At 48.2% G+C, this 18,171-nt stretch carries 16 protein-coding genes; 7 read left to right on the forward strand and 9 right to left on the reverse strand.

Features of this window, described 5'->3' with window-relative positions; genetic code table 11:
* Position 1: 1 nt before the first annotated feature.
* Positions 2–895 (forward strand): 4-hydroxy-tetrahydrodipicolinate synthase, encoded by an 894-nt coding sequence (gene dapA / locus BMW71_RS04050; protein WP_092169748.1) that lies wholly within the window; start codon positions 2–4, stop codon positions 893–895.
* A gap of 45 nt (positions 896–940) precedes the next feature.
* Here the strand turns inward: dapA and BMW71_RS04055 are convergent, their stop codons facing one another.
* Positions 941–1,114, reverse strand: coding sequence for a histone H1 (locus BMW71_RS04055; RefSeq protein ID WP_174238248.1), 174 nt, complete (start codon positions 1,112–1,114; stop codon positions 941–943).
* 96 nt (positions 1,115–1,210) lie between these two features.
* A complete protein-coding gene (locus BMW71_RS04060) occupies positions 1,211–2,461 on the reverse strand; it encodes an aminotransferase class I/II-fold pyridoxal phosphate-dependent enzyme (protein WP_092169750.1) in 1,251 nt (416 codons plus the stop codon).
* A 260-nt stretch (positions 2,462–2,721) separates the two neighbouring features.
* Between BMW71_RS04060 and BMW71_RS04065 the strand changes: the two genes are divergently transcribed.
* A complete protein-coding gene (locus BMW71_RS04065) occupies positions 2,722–3,309 on the forward strand; it encodes a Maf family nucleotide pyrophosphatase (protein ID WP_092169753.1) in 588 nt (195 codons plus the stop codon).
* A 13-nt stretch (positions 3,310–3,322) separates the two neighbouring features.
* Here the strand turns inward: BMW71_RS04065 and BMW71_RS04070 are convergent, their stop codons facing one another.
* Positions 3,323–3,880, reverse strand: coding sequence for a DUF4136 domain-containing protein (locus BMW71_RS04070; protein ID WP_092169755.1), 558 nt, complete (start codon positions 3,878–3,880; stop codon positions 3,323–3,325).
* A gap of 130 nt (positions 3,881–4,010) precedes the next feature.
* Between BMW71_RS04070 and BMW71_RS04075 the strand changes: the two genes are divergently transcribed.
* The 5 genes from BMW71_RS04075 (at position 4,011) to BMW71_RS04095 (ending at position 10,485) form a co-directional block, all read left to right on the forward strand.
* Positions 4,011–4,742: a LamB/YcsF family protein gene (locus BMW71_RS04075; RefSeq protein WP_092169757.1), complete on the forward strand. Its 732-nt coding sequence runs from the start codon at positions 4,011–4,013 to the stop codon at positions 4,740–4,742.
* Entirely contained in the window at positions 4,739–5,461 is a 723-nt protein-coding gene (locus tag BMW71_RS04080; protein ID WP_092169760.1) for a 5-oxoprolinase subunit B family protein, read from the forward strand. The genes BMW71_RS04075 and BMW71_RS04080 overlap by 4 nt, the downstream gene beginning before the upstream one ends.
* A complete protein-coding gene (locus BMW71_RS04085) occupies positions 5,454–6,302 on the forward strand; it encodes a 5-oxoprolinase subunit C family protein (RefSeq protein WP_092169763.1) in 849 nt (282 codons plus the stop codon). Before BMW71_RS04080 ends, BMW71_RS04085 begins: the two co-directional genes overlap by 8 nt.
* A gap of 241 nt (positions 6,303–6,543) precedes the next feature.
* On the forward strand, positions 6,544–7,707 hold the full coding sequence (locus BMW71_RS04090) for an FAD-dependent oxidoreductase (protein ID WP_092169765.1): 1,164 nt from the start codon (positions 6,544–6,546) through the stop codon (positions 7,705–7,707).
* Positions 7,708–7,989: 282 nt separating this feature from the next.
* Positions 7,990–10,485 (forward strand): zinc-dependent metalloprotease, encoded by a 2,496-nt coding sequence (locus BMW71_RS04095; RefSeq protein ID WP_244891070.1) that lies wholly within the window; start codon positions 7,990–7,992, stop codon positions 10,483–10,485.
* Positions 10,486–10,770: 285 nt separating this feature from the next.
* Here BMW71_RS04095 and BMW71_RS04105 read toward each other — a convergent pair whose 3' ends face one another.
* The 6 genes from BMW71_RS04105 to BMW71_RS04130 all read right to left on the reverse strand — a co-directional run bounded on the left by BMW71_RS04105 (position 10,771) and on the right by BMW71_RS04130 (position 18,144).
* On the reverse strand, positions 10,771–11,481 hold the full coding sequence (locus tag BMW71_RS04105; protein WP_092169771.1) for a DUF3307 domain-containing protein: 711 nt from the start codon (positions 11,479–11,481) through the stop codon (positions 10,771–10,773).
* A complete protein-coding gene (locus BMW71_RS04110) occupies positions 11,478–12,092 on the reverse strand; it encodes a SatD family protein (RefSeq protein ID WP_092169773.1) in 615 nt (204 codons plus the stop codon). Before BMW71_RS04110 ends, BMW71_RS04105 begins: the two co-directional genes overlap by 4 nt.
* A 91-nt stretch (positions 12,093–12,183) precedes the next feature.
* On the reverse strand, positions 12,184–13,893 hold the full coding sequence (locus BMW71_RS04115; protein ID WP_092169775.1) for an L-lactate permease: 1,710 nt from the start codon (positions 13,891–13,893) through the stop codon (positions 12,184–12,186).
* An 18-nt stretch (positions 13,894–13,911) separates the two neighbouring features.
* Positions 13,912–15,798: an aldolase/citrate lyase/malate synthase family protein gene (locus BMW71_RS04120; protein ID WP_092169777.1), complete on the reverse strand. Its 1,887-nt coding sequence runs from the start codon at positions 15,796–15,798 to the stop codon at positions 13,912–13,914.
* Positions 15,799–15,838: 40 nt separating this feature from the next.
* Complete coding sequence (locus BMW71_RS04125) at positions 15,839–16,996, reverse strand: YncE family protein (RefSeq protein ID WP_244891071.1); 1,158 nt, start codon at positions 16,994–16,996, stop codon at positions 15,839–15,841.
* Between the two features lie 215 nt (positions 16,997–17,211).
* On the reverse strand, positions 17,212–18,144 hold the full coding sequence (locus tag BMW71_RS04130; protein ID WP_394333677.1) for an RraA family protein: 933 nt from the start codon (positions 18,142–18,144) through the stop codon (positions 17,212–17,214).
* Between the last annotated feature and the right edge of the window lie 27 nt (positions 18,145–18,171).

An 18,171-nucleotide genomic window follows, 5' to 3' on the forward strand; every position in this document is an offset into this window, starting at 1 on the left:
AATGAAAAAATTCAAAGGTACCGGAGTGGCATTGGTTACCCCATTTCAAGCAAGTGGAGCGATTGATTACCCTGCATTGGAACGGGTAGTCGAGCATGTCATTCTGGGCAACGTCGATTACCTGGTAGTACAGGGTACCACGGGAGAGTCGGCTACGCTTTCGGAAACAGAAAAATTGGAAGTACTGGCATTCATAAAAAAAGTCAACCGACAGCGACTTCCAATTGTATACGGATTGGGAGGAAACAATACCCAAGCGGTACTTGCTGCCATGGATGAAATCGATTTCTCGGAAATCGACGCTATCCTTTCCGTCAGTCCCTATTACAATAAACCCAGTCAAACCGGAATTATTGCCCATTACGAGGCCATTGCAGACCGCTGCCCGGTACCGGTAATCTTGTACAACGTGCCAGGCAGGACCATGTCCAACCTCAACCACCAAACCACCCTGCAGCTCGCCCAACATCCCAACATTATTGGCATCAAAGAGGCCAGTGGAAATCTGGACCAATGCATGCGGATTGCCCGGGACAAGCCGGATGATTTTTTATTGATTTCAGGAGACGACATGAGCACTACTCCGATGCGAAGCATCGGTGCGGAAGGCGTGATTTCGGTCATGGCAAATGCCTATCCAGAAATCATCGGATCCATCATTCATGGGAATGACACGTATTCAAAAAAAGGAACATTTAGTTTACTGGACATCAACCCACTGATGTACGAAGAAAGTAACCCGGTGGGGGTAAAATGCCTGATGCAAATTTTGGGACTATGCGACGATTTTGTCAGACTACCCCTTGTGAGCGCATCGGAAGACCTAAAAAACAGAATTAAAGCAACGGCAGCTGCCGTGAACACGCGACTTTTTTATTCGCCGCATCTGGAATAAAACAAAAAAAAAGGGAACATTAAAATGGTTCCCTTTTTTTACGGATTAAGAATTCTTGATGTCTTGAACTTCTTTTCGGATATCCTGAGCCAAATTTTTCAAATCCTGCATGCCTTTTCTTACCCTTGTGCCAGCTGCCTGATTTTTCTTATCGTAGAATTTTTCAAAATCAGCTTCCAGCGACATGATAAGATCCTTGATTTCACTAAATCTGTTCATAATTAAAAGTTAATTTAGGTTGATGATGAGATTAATTTTTGATTCAATATAGTTAAAATGTTTATAAAACTACAGTTTGACCCGTTTTTTCTACCATTATTCACCAAATGAGGTTGCAAGCTCCGTGGTTTTGTAAAAACCACTGCTCAACTTACCCTTGATGGCTTCGAATGCGGCAATGGTTTCCTTTACGTCTTCCAATGAATGAACTGCGGTTGGAATAAGGCGCAATATAATCATTCCTTTCGGAACCACAGGGTAAATGACTACTGAACAGAAAATATTGTAATTTTCTCGCAAATCCTTGCTCAGTGTCGCCGCCTCACCCACCGTACCATTTAGCACTACCGGCGTGACCGGGGAATTGGTGGTACCGATACTAAAGCCTTTTTCTTTCAATCCGTTCTGCAGCGCATTTACTACTTTCCACAAATTTTCTCGAAATTCGGGCCTGCTTCGCAGCATTTCCAGCCGCTTCAAACCTCCTTCTACCATTATTAACGGCAACGCCTTCGCAAATATTTGCGATCGCATGTTGTATTTTAAATAATGAATCACCCGGGTATCCCCCGCAATGAAGGCACCGATGCTGGCCATGGACTTAGCAAAGGTAGAAAAATAAAGATCGACCTGATCTTGCACCCCTTGTTCTTCGCCACTTCCTGCCCCGGTCTTGCCCATGGTACCAAAGCCGTGTGCATCGTCCACCAACAAGCGAAATTGAAAGGACTCCTTGTATTTCACAATTTCCTTCAAATTCCCCATATCTCCCGTCATTCCGAATACTCCTTCCGTGATGACCAGTATGCCTCCTCCGGTTTCTTTCGTAAGCCGCTCGGCACGCTTCAATTGCTTGCCGAGACTTTCCATATCGTTATGAGGGAACACAAATCGCTTGCCCATGTGCATTCTCAATGCATCGATGATACAAGCATGGCATTCACCGTCGTACACGATTACGTCTTTTCGGTCAATAAGGGAGTCGATAACACTCATGATTCCCTGGTAACCATAGTTCAATAAATACGCTTTTTCTTTTCCTACAAAGGCTGCCAACTCATTTTCCAGCTGTTCGTGGAGATCGGTGTTTCCGGACATCATTCTGGCACCCATGGGATAGGCCGCACCCCATTTTTTTGCAGCCGCTTCATCGGCCTCGCGGACCTCCGGGTGGTTTCCAAGCCCCAGGTAATTGTTGAGACTCCAAGTCAATACCTCTTTCCCCTTAAACCGCATCCGGGGGGCAATCTCCCCTTCAAGTTTTGGAAACATAAAGTATCCTTCTGATAACTCGGAATGCTTTCCCAAGGGACCGAGATTGGTGTTTAGTTTTTCAAATATATCCAATGTGCAATTACTTTGATGTAAAACAACGCTACCTTTACTAAGGAATTTAAACCTCCAAAACTACTATATTTAACTGGTTTCCGCAAAATTAAGCCGACTTTTGGCTTTTATATTCTTTCCCAGCCGGGTCATGGATGCTTTCCTCCACAGAATTCCTACTTTTGTTTCCATTACCTCACTGCTACCACTAGCCGGTCCACCCTGGGCAGCAGATCTGCTCACCCGGATCGGTCGGACTACGTACTACTTATCACCAATATATGGAAATCATTAACAAAACCATCGTACTCGCTTCAAAATCACCGAGAAGGCAACAACTAGTAAAAGAGTTGGGTTTTTCTTTTTCTGTAAAAACCATGGATACAGACGAATCCTTTCCCGAGTCATTGGATAAAAACAAAGTGGCTACCTACCTCGCAGAAAAGAAAGCGGAAGCCTTTCTTCCCTACCTCTATGACGAGGAAGTTTTAATCACGGCAGATACAGTGGTCGTTTCCGGCGACAGGCTATTGAATAAGCCGGCGACCGAAAAGGAAGCAAGAGAGATGCTACAGGTCTTGCAAGGCAAATCCCATCAGGTGATTACCGGCGTATGCATTCGAGACTTGCAGCACAATATATTGATCTCAGACAGCACCGAGGTAACGTTCTCCGCACTGGATGATCAGGAAATCAATTACTACATCAAAACATTTCAGCCATTTGATAAAGCCGGCGCCTACGGGATACAGGAATGGATCGGTTTGATCGGAATTACCGCCATACAGGGATCCTATTACACGGTAATGGGACTCCCGGTACACAGAGTATACCAGGTCATCAAGTCAACCTATGACCTACGGTATTAATCCCGGGAAAACCTCAGGTAGCAATGGTTTTTGAAAATGCCTTGAGGATTTTATCGACAGAGGTTTCCAGGTTTCTGCTTTTTTGCTGGGGCTTGTTTATTTCACCCACCGCGCTGATTCGCAAGACTACTTTGTCCTGCCGGGTATCGATAAAGTCAACCACCAACTCCCCCATATCGTAATTCTCCACCCGAAATCCCCCCATGTTTGGTCCATAGGGCATCATCCAGGGGCTATACATGCCCCAACCAAAGGGACTCATCATGGGCATGGTATTGATTTCCTTCTGTCTGTCGGTAAGATTGGTGTTGTAGCGGACGATTAGATCCGGCTTTTCCATGTTCTGCTCAAAGCCAAACGATTCCATGCCGAGGGTAAGGCTGTTATGAAGATTATCCTCCAATACCGGGGATTCAAAGGCATCCTTGTCGTAATACTGGTTGATCACAAAAAATGTCCGGTAGTCTTCCACACTTGCCAATTCATTTTTCTCCAAAAATACCCGTACCGGACTGCAGGAAACCAATCCGATCAAAAGCGACGCCAACAATATGCTGCAGCTATATTTCATAAATTAATTCGTAATTTTTACCTTCAAGACGAAATTCAACGCCAGAATGTTGTAGGATGTCTAAAGATTTTAACTGCACGGGCGCTTTGACATACACCTTCGAATACACCTGGGATAATCGCCAATCGTCATGCGTGAAGAAATAGAAATTAACTGCGATCTTGGAGAAGGCATGCCCTCCGATGCGGCCATGATGCCTTATTTGGGGAGTTGCAACATCGCCTGTGGCGAGCATGCCGGAGACGATGAAACCATCGCAGCGACCGTAAAACTGGCAATGAATCACGGAGTAAAGGTTGGCGCCCACCCCTCCTATCCCGATCGGAAAAATTTCGGTCGGCTACCACTTGATATTCCCTTTGAGGAACTGCAAAGCAGCCTTCGGAACCAAATTCACCGGGTAAAAGCGATTGCAACAACCCAAAAAGCTTCCCTGCATCATATCAAGCTGCATGGGGCCTTGTATCTGGAAAGCCTTTCCAACAGTTTCCTGGCGGAGAATCTGATCGATTTTTTGCAGCGTGAATTTCCCGAGCAGCAAATTTATGCGCCCTTTGGTTCGGCCATTGAGCGAGCGGCAAGCGCTAGAAGTGTCCGGATAGTCCATGAAGTTTTTGCGGATAGGCGTTACCTTTCGGCCAGCCAACTGCTCGAAAGAATTCACCCAGAGGCCGTTTTGACCAATTTGGCAGAAATCGGCGAGCAAGTGGCCTTATTTATTAACAAAAAGCAGGTGAAAACCGTAAATGGCCGTTTTCATCCGATCAATGCCGAAACCATCTGCATCCATGGAGACCATCCGCAGGCAGTAGCGATCGCCAAATTGGTTGCCGGAATAACAAAGCCAATGCAACGCCCATGAACCACCCCATTCAAATCGTGTCTATCGGACCGGACATCGTAGAAATACATTGGCCGGAAACGATTAGCGAGCCGATTCTTTTCGAACTGCTCATCGTCAAAAACTGGTTGGCCCGGCACTGGGCAGAGAAGATCCATCGGATGTACCAGGGCTACCAGGTGCTGGGCATGCAAGTCAACGCCGGCGTGGATACAGAATCCTGCGTCAGCGAGTTACGCGATCGGCTGCCCCGATCCCTGGAGCAAGAGGTCGATCGTCCTCAGGTTCGCTCCTGGAAGGTACCGGTTTGTTACGACCTACAGCTCGTTCCGGAGCTTACACGCTACCTGGAAGAAAAGTCACTCGCCCTGAGCCAGTTTATTGAAATGCATACCCGTACCACCTATCGGCTTTATTGCTATGGTTTTCTGCCGGGATTTATGTACCTGGGCGGTCTGGATGAATGCCTCCACATTCCCCGAAAAACAAACCCGGACCGAAAGATCGGTGCCGGCTCTGTAGCAATTGGAGGCAGCCAGACGGGTATTTATCCGATGGATAGCCCCGGAGGCTGGTACGTGGTGGGAAAAACGCCAGTAGTGTTTTTTAAACAAGGAAGGCTAGAGGTTCCTTTCCGGCCAGGCGACTCCCTGCGTTTTGACCCGGTATCCCTGGCGTATTTTGACGAATTGCAGCAGAAAGAATCCCTTTCCTGGGAAGAATGGGAGGAGCATGGCTAGACTGTATATTGAAAAATCCGGATTGCAGACCTCGATGCAAGATTTGGGACGAATAGCTCATGCTGACCTGGGCGTACCCTTATCCGGGCCAATGGACGAAATGGCGTTTCGATTGGCCAACCACCTGATGCGCCGTTCCTCAAATGAAGCCTGCATCGAACTGTACATGGGCAACGTAGTACTCCAGTTTGAAGCAGCCTGTCAACTCGTACTTACGGGCGCCGAGGTTGAGTGTCGTTGCGAAAACAAGTTGTACACAACAAATCAAATCATCGGGATACCCGAAGGAGGCCGGTTGATTATTCCCCGGTTTTCAAGCGGACAATGGGCCTATTTGGCGATGAACGGGGTCTTTTTTACCCAAACTTCCATGGGAAGCAAAAGCTTTTACCCGGGAATATCAGAAAAATCGAGGTTCACGCAGGGAGACGAGCTAGCGTATCAACCGGAACGAAAACCCATTTCCCCGTCCTTTTTAAAAATAAAATCAGGCAACTCCGGCAGCAGCCGGATGATTGATGCATTTCGAGGCCCGTCGTTTTACCTATTGGCGCAATCTCAGCAGGAAATGCTCCAGAACCAGCCCTTTACTCTTTCCAGGAACCAAAATAGAATGGGTATACAACTGGAGGAAAAAGTCCCTCATGCATTAGCGGAAATGATTTCTACCCCTACGTATCCCGGTACGGTACAGCTTACCCCCGCTGGGACACTGATTGTACTTATGAAAGATGCGCAAGTGACTGGTGGGTATCATCGGGTTTTGCAACTGCCGGTTTCGTCCATGTCTCAGCTTGCACAACTACGGCCCGGTGCCACGTTCCGTTTTCAACTTCACTAACAGGCTTGGGAAAACCCCATCATCGTAACAAGAATTCATTCCACAAATTTTGGCTGTGTTTTTAATCTCATTATTAATTTTTTTATAACGAAACGGAATCTATTAATTATTTTTTCACCCTATTTTTTGACTTTACGTGAAATATTTGATAATATTGATTTGTATTTCAACCACGACTACAACCCAATTTTTCAATAAGCCCAGTCTAACAGCAGACAACCATCACTTTAACCACATTGACATGATTGAACACAGAAGGGACTTTATTCGAAAAGTCGGTATCGCTGCGTTGGGGGCAGCTGGTCTAAGCAATGGACTGTATGCGCAGTCCCTGAAAGCGCATGCAGATTTTGCTATTTTAAGCAAGACCCGATTGCCGCCAGTAAAAATCTCGGCATCTCGTGTGATCAAAGAAAGTGTAGGATTACGACCGTTTCGTCGCTCAGGCCCCCGTATTGAGTCCCAAGAGCTCGGGAACAAACACATCATTCACAATTACGGCCATGGCGGAAGCGGCTGGTCCCTTTCCTGGGGTTCCGCCATGCTTGCTGCAGAACTAATACCGGAGGATGCCAGTTTGAAGAAAATCGCAGTCATGGGCTGCGGCGTTTTGGGATTATCTACCGCCCGAACCTTGCAGCAAAAAGGATACGAAGTCACCATCTACACCAAAGATGTGTATCCAAACGTCACTTCGGCCATGGCAACCGGCACCTGGTCGCCCTCGCACAAGCTAATCGAGCCGGATAAAGTGACAAATGAATTCCAGGAAAAATTTAAGCGGGCTTACTACCATTCGTACCATACGTACCAACGCATGTTGGGTCTGAATCAGGTGGTCGACTGGATGGATAACTACAGCATCAAAGGAGAAAATACCACTTCCTCGAATCCAAAAGAGGCAGAGCTGAAGATACAATTGATCACGAAGGAAATGGATTTTTATCCCAAAGGAGAGGCATTGTCCCGTCGGGAAAACCCCTTTAAGTTCAAACAGGTTACCAAAAACCCCACCACCATCTTCAACATCCCCTCCTACCTTAAAATGCTCACCAACGATTTTCTACTCGCCGGAGGAAAACTTGAAATAAAGGAATTTGGACGGCCGGAAGATGTGGATGCACTTCCGGAAAAATGCGTCGTTAATTGTACGGGACTGGGTGCAATGAAGGTATTTGGCGACAACGACCTGGTGCCGGTTTCGGGACAACTTTGCTTTTTGATCCCTCAACCTGAGCTAACCTATCGGGCCAATATGTCGGGCGTTTATTTCATACCCCGCAGGGATGGGATCATGCTGGGAGGCAATCATATCGAGGGAAATTGGGATACCACTCCGGATCCGCTGGTAAAGGAAAAGTTTTTAACCACCGTGGAAACGATGATGGAGAACCTAAAAGGATAGAAAAAGAGGAAACTCCAGATTAGGACCGGAGCTTCCTCAGGTTGAACTTAGCCACTAACAACTAATTCATTTCAAATTTATGAAAAATTTATTGAAAAAACATTTTTTGAGACCGGTAAGGTTAGCAATTAACCGATTAAAAACGGAACTGTTGCGAATCCGGTTATTGATTTTGATACGGTATGAAGGATCCCAGCTGGGATTTCTCGACGCCAATTCTCTGGAGTAATTGCTAGTTGCCTGCTGTTGACCTATTTTTATAGCGTACTAACCCTAAACTCCATGAACGCATTTACGTATCCGATTCGCCTAGGATTTTTAATCTGCAGTAGTTTCTATTTCCAATTGGCTGTTGCACAAAACGTTTTCTCTCAATCTGAAAAAGCAACCTCCATTGCGGCGCTCACATCGGGAATGGAAAAAGTATCCGGCTTCATCGATCTGTATTGGGATGAAAAGACCGGTAATTTATTGATGGCTGTTCCGGCCGATGAAGAGGAAATGCTGTACTATCCCTCCCTAGCGGCCGGGCTGGGATCAAACGATATCGGGCTCGATAGAGGCAAATTGTATCCTTCGCAAATCGTACAATTCAAGGTCATCGGAAATAAATTGTTGATGGAAGCCCAAAATTACACCTACCGGGCCTCTTCGCAGCATACGCTGGAACAGCGTGCCGTGGAAGAATCCTTTGCGGCCTCGGTACTTTGGGGTTTCAAAATCCTCGCCCGGGAAGAAGACCGGATACTGGTGGATGGAACGGAGTTTTTTCTACAGGATGTCGTAAAAGCGAGCAGTACCATCAAAAGAACCGGACAGGGAACCTACAAAGTAGACCCCTCCCGATCGGCGATCTATCTTTCGCGGACGAAAAGCTTTCCGGAAAATACGGAAGTGGAAGTAAGTATTACCTATACAGGGAATCAACCTGGCAACTACATTCGAGATATTCTTCCCGAACCCAACGCCATACGGCTCCGGCTTCACCATTCCTTTGTGAAGTTGCCACCGGAAGGTTTTGAAAGCCGGACCTTCGATCCCAGAGCGGGTGTAAATGCACTAACCTATTTCGATTACTCCAGCAGCGTGGACCAAAGCCTGGAAATAAAAACCATGAGAAGGCACCGACTGGTGAAAAAAAATCCAGGAACCGCACCCAGTGAGGTGGAAAAGCCCATTGTTTACTACATCGATCCCGGTACGCCCGAACCGATTCGCACCGCATTAATGGAAGGGACCTCCTGGTGGGCCGAGGCATTTGAAGCAGCAGGTTTTAAAGACGCATTTCAGGTAAAACTTCTCCCGGAAGGTGCGGACCCTATGGATGTCCGGTACCATTTGGTACAATGGGTACATCGCTCCACCAGGGGCTGGTCCTATGGAGGAGGGGTAACCGATCCGAGAACAGGAGAAATCATTAAAGGCAAGGTAACGCTAGGATCGCTTCGCGTGCGGCAAGACTACCTCATCGCCCAGGCATTGGCTGGGGATTTCGATGCGCGCCTACCCGGACAAAAAGCCCTGATGGACCTGGCATTGGCCCGCATGCGTCAGTTGGCTGCCCACGAGGTGGGACACACGTTGGGTTTGCCTCATAATTACATTGCCAGCGCCAAAGGCAGGACCTCGGTAATGGACTACCCCCATCCCACGTTATCCCTTACAAAAGACGGTTCCATAGACCTGTCGGATGCCTACGCCGAAGGAATCGGCAGCTGGGATAAGGTAGCGATTAAAATGGCCTATGCGAGCATACCAGAGGGGCTTAGTGAACAGGAAGCCTTTGACCGATGGGTTCAGCAATACCGAAAAGAGGGCCTGGATTTCCTTTCGGATCAAGATGCCCGACCAGCGGGTTCTGCCCACCCGGAAACACACCTCTGGGACAATGGTGCAGACCCCGTTCGGGAGTTAGAAAACACCCTGGCAATCCGAAGCAAGGCATTGGCAAACTTCGGTCCCAAACTACTTCCAAAAGGAGTCCCTTTGGCAAAACTGGAAGAATTGTTGGTTCCGGTGTACCTGTTGCATCGGTACCAGGTAGAAGCGGCTGCGAAGATCATTGGGGGGGTTGACTACGGATATGCATTGAAGGGAGACCGCAGGGAGGCTCACAAAGCGGTATCCCGTAACATTCAACTAAGCGCTCTGGATCAGCTACTCCAAACCCTGGATCCGGAAACGCTTGCCATTCCTGTACACGTTCTGGAGCAGTTACCTCCCAGGCCGTTCGGGTACAACCCAAATCCACGTGAAGTATTCAAGCGACATACCGGGCTGGTATTCGACCCCATAGCTCCGGCAGAAATTGCGGCCCATCACAGCCTAAGCTTCCTCTTTCATCCGGAACGGGCAGCAAGGCTGGTCAGCCAAACGGCATTGGACCCGGGACAACTCCGGCTGGACGAATGCCTGGAAAGGATACTCCAGGGAACCTGGTACGCCCCGGCCCCATCCGGGTATCTAGCTGAAATAAAGCGATCCGTAGAGAAACTGGTACTGCAGCATTTGATGGAACTGGCCACGAATGCTTCCGCGCCGGCGCAGGTAAAGGCGCTTACGCTGGCGAAAATGGTGGATTTAAAAAGTTGGATGGGCGAGCAAAAACCAACGGAATTTGCCCAAAAAGCACACATAGCGTACTGCCTGGAGCAACTGGAGAAATTTAAACAAAATCCGACTGAAAAATTTGTACTACTGGAACCATTGCCCGCTCCGGCCGGAGCTCCGATCGGGCAGCTAACGGAATATGGGGCCGAACCCTGCCTCCTCTATTGATTGGTTTTTATTCATTAACTAGGGTTAATTTTTTAATCTTTAATAAGTTGGAAAGGAAAAGAGGAGGTAGGTTACCTCCTCCTTTTTTTTGTTTGGTCGATCACCAAGCACCGATTTCAGCCAATGATCTTTCGCCAATCCGGGCCAGAAAAGTAAGATACCCTCCATAAAAGCCATCAAAAGCCTCTTTTTCCGGATCCGAAAGGCAGTTCCCCTCCTTACCGTACCTGAAAACAGGTCCAGCAAGTCCCTTGTTTTACAGGCGATTTTTCAGGGCTAGAAGGTTTAGGAATATCTCAAAAGAAACAGCTCGTACAGCAGCCCGCAGAAAATGGCCAGGCCAAAACTCAGCAAGGTACCGATCAGGATGTATTCGGTGAGTTTCCGGTCCTTTGACTGGCGCAAGTCGCCAAAACGAAAAACGGATTTGGCTGCCACCAGAAAACCGATGGCCTCCCATCTTCCAGCCAGAATAAAGGCGAAAACAAACCATCGTTCCAAAATACCGATGTATTGACCCGCTTTATCCAGGGAAGCGCCTGTATCGTCAGGCAATGGCGTCCATTTGGAAATAACGGTCTGAATAATTACCGAAGCGGGCATGGATAAAAAAAACCACAAGGTAAGCAACAGCCAATGGCGCTCGGACAAGAAAAACCCGGGGATAAGGCCGGGCTCGTAATAAATGGCTGCCAAGAGTAAAACCAGTCCGTGCGCGGATTGATCGATGAAAAACCAATACCTACGAGTGGTCGGCCTTTGTGCGAGAATTTTCACCATATCGATGATTCCGTGTGTTGCCACAATGCCGGCTATCATTGGCCAATAGCGCAGGTCCGCCAAAAGCACGAATAGCAAGGCTCCGTGCACCAATAGGTGCAGGTAAAAGGGCACCGCGCGAAGTTTTTTGGATTCCTTGGCCCGAACCCAGCGCCCCGGCTGTAAAAGAAAATCGCCCAGCAAGTGGGCCAGCACTAATTTTATCAGCAAAATCATCCAACTTGCGTTTTTAGTCGTTTGGGAAAATATTCCAGAAAGGATTCAAGAATAGAAAAATTGGCCCGCGACAAGCGCGCACTTACCGCATGCTGGCTAATGTTTTCCATGGCCCCAAGCTCCGTTTGATTTTTATCCGGATGCTTGAAAACGAGGTGGATCATTCGGGCAGAACTCGCCGTCCAATGATCCATAAAAGTCAGACTCATTTTCAGCATAAGGTTAATCTCCTCGTCAAATTCCGAATTGGGCGTCTTTATGCGTATTTTCTGGCGGTATTCGGCCAGGCTATCAAAGGCCTCTCCCGAATGAATGTATGCGGTACCATTGTTTTCCAGCAAACGCGTGGCCGTAAAATCCTCTGTCCCCACCCCTATTCCCATGCGGCAATCCAATCCGTTAATTGCGCGGAGTGCTGCCTTTAGCCGCACAGCCGCGAGTAGTCCCTCCTCCGGGTTTTTAATCTTTAGCTGAAAACTGTCCCCCCTGTAGATTTCCCAATCCTCACCGGCTTTGCCCCAGGTGGCCAATTCCTCCTTTAAGGTCTTCATCCACCGATCCGCCGCCACCTTCCGCGAATCCACGATGTCACCGGTTACAATTGCTACCATATCGGGTCCATTTATTGTACGTTTATACGATAAACCAATATATCAATTAATTAGATGATAATCAAATTTATCATGTATTTAATTGATAGAATCAGACGTTAATCAGAAAACGATCCACCACGCCAATAAGTCCAACTAGTACCAAACCGATCAAACCGGTCATAACCAGGTAGTACAGGGTAGGGAAAATGGTTTTTCTCAACACAATCCCCTCCTTTCCCAACAGGCCTACTGTAGCAGAGGCGGCCACCACGTTGTGGATGGCTATCATGTTACCGGCAGCGGCCCCCACTGCTTGCAAGGCCAGGATCCAGGTAGGTGCCATGCCTAAATTGGTCGCAACGCCGTATTGAAACAGACTAAACATCAGGTTACTAACGGTATTACTTCCGGCGATAAAAGCCCCCAACGCCCCTATCATCGGTGCAAAAAACGGATACACCATTCCCACTTTTCTCGCCGTCCATTCCGCCATCAACAGCGGCATGCTCACCAGCCCGGAAGCAGTTTCTCCCGAATTAATGTAAACCCGAACCATGGCAACGGCGAATAACAGCACCAGACCGGCCTTTACAATCATCCGGCCACTGTCCCCAAAAGCCGCGCGAACCTGCCGGCCGTTCATTCGATGCAAGAAATAAGTAAGCAAACAAACGACCAAAAGCAAGGTACCGGGAAGGTACAAAGGGTTACTGCTCGCAGAAATACCTGTACCCAGTATGTCTTCAACACCCACCGAAAATCCGGTTAGCCAACCTTTCAGTGGTAACTGGGGTAGCCGGCTAATAACCAATAAGCCGGCCAAAATCAGGTAAGGCATCCAGGCCCGAAACATGGAAATCGCCGATTTGGGTTCGGAGGAGTGCCCTTTTCCCGAACGCAGATCCATGCTGCCTTTCCAGCTTTCCGGCCAATCCCCCTCGGCTTCGATATCCCAGGTTTTTTTGGGAAGCAAAAAACCCCTTTTTGCCGCAGTCACAACCAGGCCCAACCCAAGTAGGGAGCCGATCAGGGATGGGAATTCCGGTCCCAAATACAGGCCTGTCAACAGGTAGGGCAAGGTAAAGGCACAACCGGAAAACAAGGCAAAGGGAAAAACCTGCAAGCCTTCCTTCCAGGATTTGTTTTTTCCGAAAAACCGACACAGCATCAGCACCATCCAAAACGGCATCAATGTTCCAACTACTGCATGAATAATGGCTGAATTAGCCGTTACCTTTAGCAATACTTCAGAAAATTCCCAACCCAACAAAGCCAACCTTTCCGTCAACTCCGGATTCTCCAAGCCCCCTCTGATTCCGACCAATATGGGTGTACCTACGGCTCCAAAGGTCACCGCAGTACTCTGTACCATCAATCCCAAAATCACCGCTGAAAGAGCCGGAAAGCCGAGTGCTACAAGTAAGGGAGCCACAATGGCCGCAGGCGTTCCAAATCCGGCAGCTCCTTCAATAAAGGACCCAAATAACCAGACAATGATGATGACCTGTATGCGCTTGTCCCGGCTAATTCCCTGGAAACCATTTCGGATCGTGTCTACCCCACCGGAATAGCTTAGAAAATGAAGCAAGAGAATGGCAGCAAAAACAATGTAAAGGATGTCAAAGGTGATAAAGAAGCTCTGCAGAACAGCCGCAAAAATGGTAAGAAATGTTAACTCCCAGAAAACATGGGCAACTACTACTGTCAGCAGAAAGGTGATCGGCATGGCAGTGCTGGCAGGGATTCTAAAACCCACCAACAGCAATCCCGCCACCAATATGGGACAAATGGCAAGGAAAAACATCAGGTCTGGACTCATAGGCTCATTAGGTTAGAATCAAGCCGAAAAATCCAGATTTGCTGTAATCCGCTGACCTGTTTCTTTCAGGTGCTTCACATACAGCTTGATCCGCTTCTCCGCTTCTTTTTGGTTATAGTTGTTCAGATTGATATTCAATAAGTCAATAAACCAAGGAATTTTGGTGGAATCCTTTACGTATACGTCCACGATTTGCCGTGCAATGGGCAAGGTGGTGGTTTTGGACGAATCGTGTACATCTTTATCACTGGCATTCAGTAATTTATCGTACTCTTCTCGAAGTAATCGTTCAAATAATTCCAGGGTAAATACATCGCCTGCCTTGACGCCAGACTCCGGATCATTTTCCGTGATGACTGCTTTTTTATGTAACCACTCCCAAAGAATGCTCAGCCTAATTTCGCCCGTTGCCATGTCTTCCATCAGGTAGAGAACGTCGTCATTTCCGAAAAAATCCGCCGGCTTTAGCGCTGCCGCCTGCATCCCCTGACCAAATGCATTCCCATATTGCAAGCCCACACTGAGCAGATTCCTTGCTCCCCGTATGGTCCGTGGCGCCTCCTCCAGCAATACCAATCCGGCCGCATCTTCGGGCGAATAGCCCAGCGGTGGGAATTTCCTTCCCATTTGGTTTGGTTCGCCGACACGCTCCCAAACGGGGCGTACGATGTGTACCATTTTCCAATGAGCCACCCATTTTCCGCTGGCTCCTTCCCGCTGTTCTCTTCCTGCTCCGGCCAGCGCCTTTTCCATGCTGGACTGAACCCCCGCATCAGATCCAACCGGGATATTCGGTTCCATTCCTCCCTGCCATAAGGCGTAGTTTCCTTGCCTATCGGGCGTATTTACAGCCCTCCGTACCCTATCTTCGTAATTTCGCATGTACCCATAGGTCATGCCTATGGATTCTATATTGGGATTGATAAACTCCTGATCCCAGGATAGGGCATCCGATACGCTATTGATATAATCCCAGCGGCCGGTGTTGTATCCCACAAAGTGCTTTCCCAAAACCGCCCGAATTTCCATCAACTGGAACGTAGCCTCCAATTGTTCCACCAAGACGTATACTTTCACCGTACCAATCGCTAATCCCAGGTGTTCCTCCAGTGCGGTGATTAGGCGGTTCCACAATCCCGCCTCTTCAGCGGTTTGGATCTTTGGTAAATACAGGACCACCGATGACCCGGCATCCATTAGTGCCCGGTAGTTGTTGGTGACGTACAAGGTGAGGTCAGCTATAGCCGCCGAAAACGAATTCCCGCCTGCCAATTCAATGTGTCTATCATCCAAATGCAGACCCCTTGCCCGGAAAATTTTGGTAGTAAAACCCAATTGGGATCGCCAATCCGTAATTTTTTCCTCGCCAAAAAACGCTTTGCTCCATGCATTCATTTGCCCGGCGACCCGTTCCGCCACCGAAAGAAATACCGGAGAACCATGGATGGCCAGTTTGAGGTTCCGCTGATTGTCCAGAGACATGGTCGTTACCTGGCCCAGGGCATCTTCTCCATCAAACATCCACCCATCGGCACCCGAAAGCAACGCATAGGCCACGTTTCGGATGCTACTTTCCAAGGGAGCGTTGGGTTTGGCACCCGGACCTGTTCCTTGTATCCACTGCCGCTGCAAATCACTCGGTATGACTGCACCCTCAAAATTACCCGCTCTGGCATCTTGCACCTTGATGTTGCTTCCGGGAATATTGGTCTCGGGGTTTAAGAAATCGATGCGTTTTCCATTTTGTGCACGCTCTTTGCGCCTTCGCAACCGAATTTCCATCAGTTTTTTTACCTCCTGGTTAAACGGAGCCAGGCCTCCCAGCGCTTCCAGTACCTCTTTCGTGTAGACATCTGCATACGTTTCCTTCAGTTGATCCCGAATGATAATTTCTTCTTTGCTCATAATGTGTTAAAAAGCGTTCGTATGTATGAATTGATTGGTGTTATTCTTGACTGACGGTTAGTTTTCTTCCGAGTCCAAATTGGTCCCCTGCCGCCTGTACCTCGCCATTTAGCAGATGCAACTCGATCATCTTTTCACTTGCCACGTAATTATGGTGCTCGTCCTGAAGCAAATGAAGGACTTTTCGTGTCTCCACATCAATGACTTCCCCGCTGGAAGGATAGGCGAAGCGGCCATCCAAGCTGAAGGTAATCCAACCAGGCATATCCTGAAGCGGAATGGTCGTCAATTGCTGGTAGGGAGGAAAAGCCTGAAACAAATGCAGCCGCATGTTGTGCCCGTCGCAGATCCAAATCTCTGATTCATCTGGCGTTAGGCCAATTCCATGGGAGGGGTTTCCGTGGCGGCGTACGGGACCCTTATCCCAGCCCTCCACCTGGATTTTTGCAAGCACTTCACCGGTCTGCAAATCTCCCACTTCGAATCCAAGCCGTTCGTTTACATTTACAAATACCAGCGATTCCTCGCTGTTGATGGTAAAAGGACGAATCCCATGAGAAAAAGGACCGATTTTACGGGTCACTTCATGCAAGCGGGTATCGGCTACATGGAGGTAAGGCGAATTGATATCGGCCAGGTAGGCGTAGAAACCCGAGGGGCCGTAAATGGTATTGTGGGCCCGTTCGTGCACGGGAATGGTGGCAATTCGATCGCCCGTTTCGCAATTAATTACATTCCAGAAATCCTTTTCCAGGGAAGGCAAATACATGGTCATTCCGTCCGGAGAAATGGACATGCGGTCAGCCCCTCCTTCGTACGCCCGTTCCCAAACAAGTGTCTCCGTTTTCAGGTCCAAGCGTTGCACTCCTTCCAAGGTACTTATAAAAAGACTATTTAGGGGAATACTAACAGCAATTCCTTTCACATTGGAGGGTTTGCCATTCGCAGCGTACCCCCGCATAGGAATCCTCTTAACAAAGCGATGTCCTGACTCAATGTCAAAGACGAGCACCCCATGGCCGCCATAACCCAGGTAATTCCGAATTCCGGGGACGGCAACATATAGGTATTTCTTGGGTCTATCCAGTTCGGATGGTTTCTCCGCGAAACCAGTGTTGCCGGAAGAAGGGGGCGGGAATACGAAAAAAAAGATAGTAAACGCCAGGGCCAGACGAAGAAGAATGAATTTGTTGCTCATGGTGATTTTGGGTTATTTTTGCTCAAGAAATCCAAGATAATTAAATTGGTAGAAGTATCCACAAAAAAAGGGATTCTCCCGAAAGAAAATCCCTGTTTCAAAACAATGAGCCCAATTATCCCGACATCGTATCTCCTGAAACTCCCTCCCATAATGGGACGGAAAACGAACGGTGCAGGTTAAGGCTCCATTTCCGGAGATCCAGCTGTCAGCAGTTACCAGTTTCTGTCCTTCAGGTAGGCGTCCAGTTCCTCCCGACTCATGGGAAGGTCCTGCTTGTTTTTCAGCCAATTCAGAAAATCTTCCTTAATGGTCTCGCTCCATCGGCTATCGATTTCTCCAGCAGTGTATTTTTGTTCCCGCAATCTGAGGTGTCCAAATTGATCCCTTAAGGCCGTGAATTCTGCATTGATAACCAGGTCGGCTACCAAATGTGCTGGAATAAAAATCACTCCCCATTTATTCGCAAGGACGGCATCCCCCGGTAACACCGTTGCCCTGCCGAGACGAATGGGATAATTGATGGTACTTAACATCATTTCCTGGATATAGGAGGGATCGTGTCCCTTTACCCAGGCGTTGAATCCGTCGATTTTGTCCAACCCAGCCATGTCCCGAACGGATCCATTAAAGATCACTCCGCGCTTTGAGTTGGCGTAAATGGCGTTCCCCAGGTTGTCTCCAATCAGGGTACCGTCGACAATTTTGCCGTATCCATCGGCTACATAAATGTCGCCATCTACCAGTGCATCAATGGGCCAGGAGTTGGTACCTCCGGATTGTGCACGTCCTTCTTCCTTACCAATTTCCTTTACCAGATTGTTTACATCTTCCCGGAAGGGCATGTATTGCGCGGTAATGGCCCTGCCGGTCATTACCTGGTCCTCGTGGAGTATAATCCAATCGTTTTCAAATTGATTATGATAGCCTTTGTTTCGCAGGATCCCCCAGGCCTCCTCCATCGAAATGGATTTTAGCCTTTCAAGCAATTGGTCAGAAACTTTTGGCCTTCCGTCAGCAAAACGTTCCCCATCCCATTCAGAGGTAAGTGCTCTGATTTGTTCGGGTGTGGGTGAAATCTGCTGCGCATTACCCTGTATGCTTCCCACCAGGAGCCAAACGAAACAAATAAATGCAATTTTCTTCATCATTTTAGGATTAAATGGTTAATTCAT

The sequence above is a fragment of the Cyclobacterium xiamenense genome (assembly GCF_900109255.1).
Classification (GTDB): domain Bacteria; phylum Bacteroidota; class Bacteroidia; order Cytophagales; family Cyclobacteriaceae; genus Cyclobacterium; species Cyclobacterium xiamenense.

Bases quoted from the DNA above. Each gene is read 5' to 3' on its own strand.
- dapA (WP_092169748.1), top strand. From the start codon at position 2: ATGAAAAAATTCAAAGGTACCGGAGTGGCATTGGTTACCCCATTTCAA.
- BMW71_RS04055 (WP_174238248.1), bottom strand. From the start codon at position 1,114: ATGAACAGATTTAGTGAAATCAAGGATCTTATCATGTCGCTGGAAGCT.
- BMW71_RS04065 (WP_092169753.1), top strand. From the start codon at position 2,722: ATGGAAATCATTAACAAAACCATCGTACTCGCTTCAAAATCACCGAGA.
- BMW71_RS04070 (WP_092169755.1), bottom strand. From the start codon at position 3,880: ATGAAATATAGCTGCAGCATATTGTTGGCGTCGCTTTTGATCGGATTG.
- BMW71_RS04075 (WP_092169757.1), top strand. From the start codon at position 4,011: ATGCGTGAAGAAATAGAAATTAACTGCGATCTTGGAGAAGGCATGCCC.
- BMW71_RS04080 (WP_092169760.1), top strand. From the start codon at position 4,739: ATGAACCACCCCATTCAAATCGTGTCTATCGGACCGGACATCGTAGAA.
- BMW71_RS04085 (WP_092169763.1), top strand. From the start codon at position 5,454: ATGGCTAGACTGTATATTGAAAAATCCGGATTGCAGACCTCGATGCAA.
- BMW71_RS04090 (WP_092169765.1), top strand. From the start codon at position 6,544: ATGATTGAACACAGAAGGGACTTTATTCGAAAAGTCGGTATCGCTGCG.
- BMW71_RS04095 (WP_244891070.1), top strand. From the start codon at position 7,990: ATGAACGCATTTACGTATCCGATTCGCCTAGGATTTTTAATCTGCAGT.
- BMW71_RS04105 (WP_092169771.1), bottom strand. From the start codon at position 11,481: ATGATTTTGCTGATAAAATTAGTGCTGGCCCACTTGCTGGGCGATTTT.
- BMW71_RS04110 (WP_092169773.1), bottom strand. From the start codon at position 12,092: ATGGTAGCAATTGTAACCGGTGACATCGTGGATTCGCGGAAGGTGGCG.
- BMW71_RS04115 (WP_092169775.1), bottom strand. From the start codon at position 13,893: ATGAGTCCAGACCTGATGTTTTTCCTTGCCATTTGTCCCATATTGGTG.
- BMW71_RS04120 (WP_092169777.1), bottom strand. From the start codon at position 15,798: ATGAGCAAAGAAGAAATTATCATTCGGGATCAACTGAAGGAAACGTAT.
- BMW71_RS04125 (WP_244891071.1), bottom strand. From the start codon at position 16,996: ATGAGCAACAAATTCATTCTTCTTCGTCTGGCCCTGGCGTTTACTATC.
- BMW71_RS04130 (WP_394333677.1), bottom strand. From the start codon at position 18,144: ATGAAGAAAATTGCATTTATTTGTTTCGTTTGGCTCCTGGTGGGAAGC.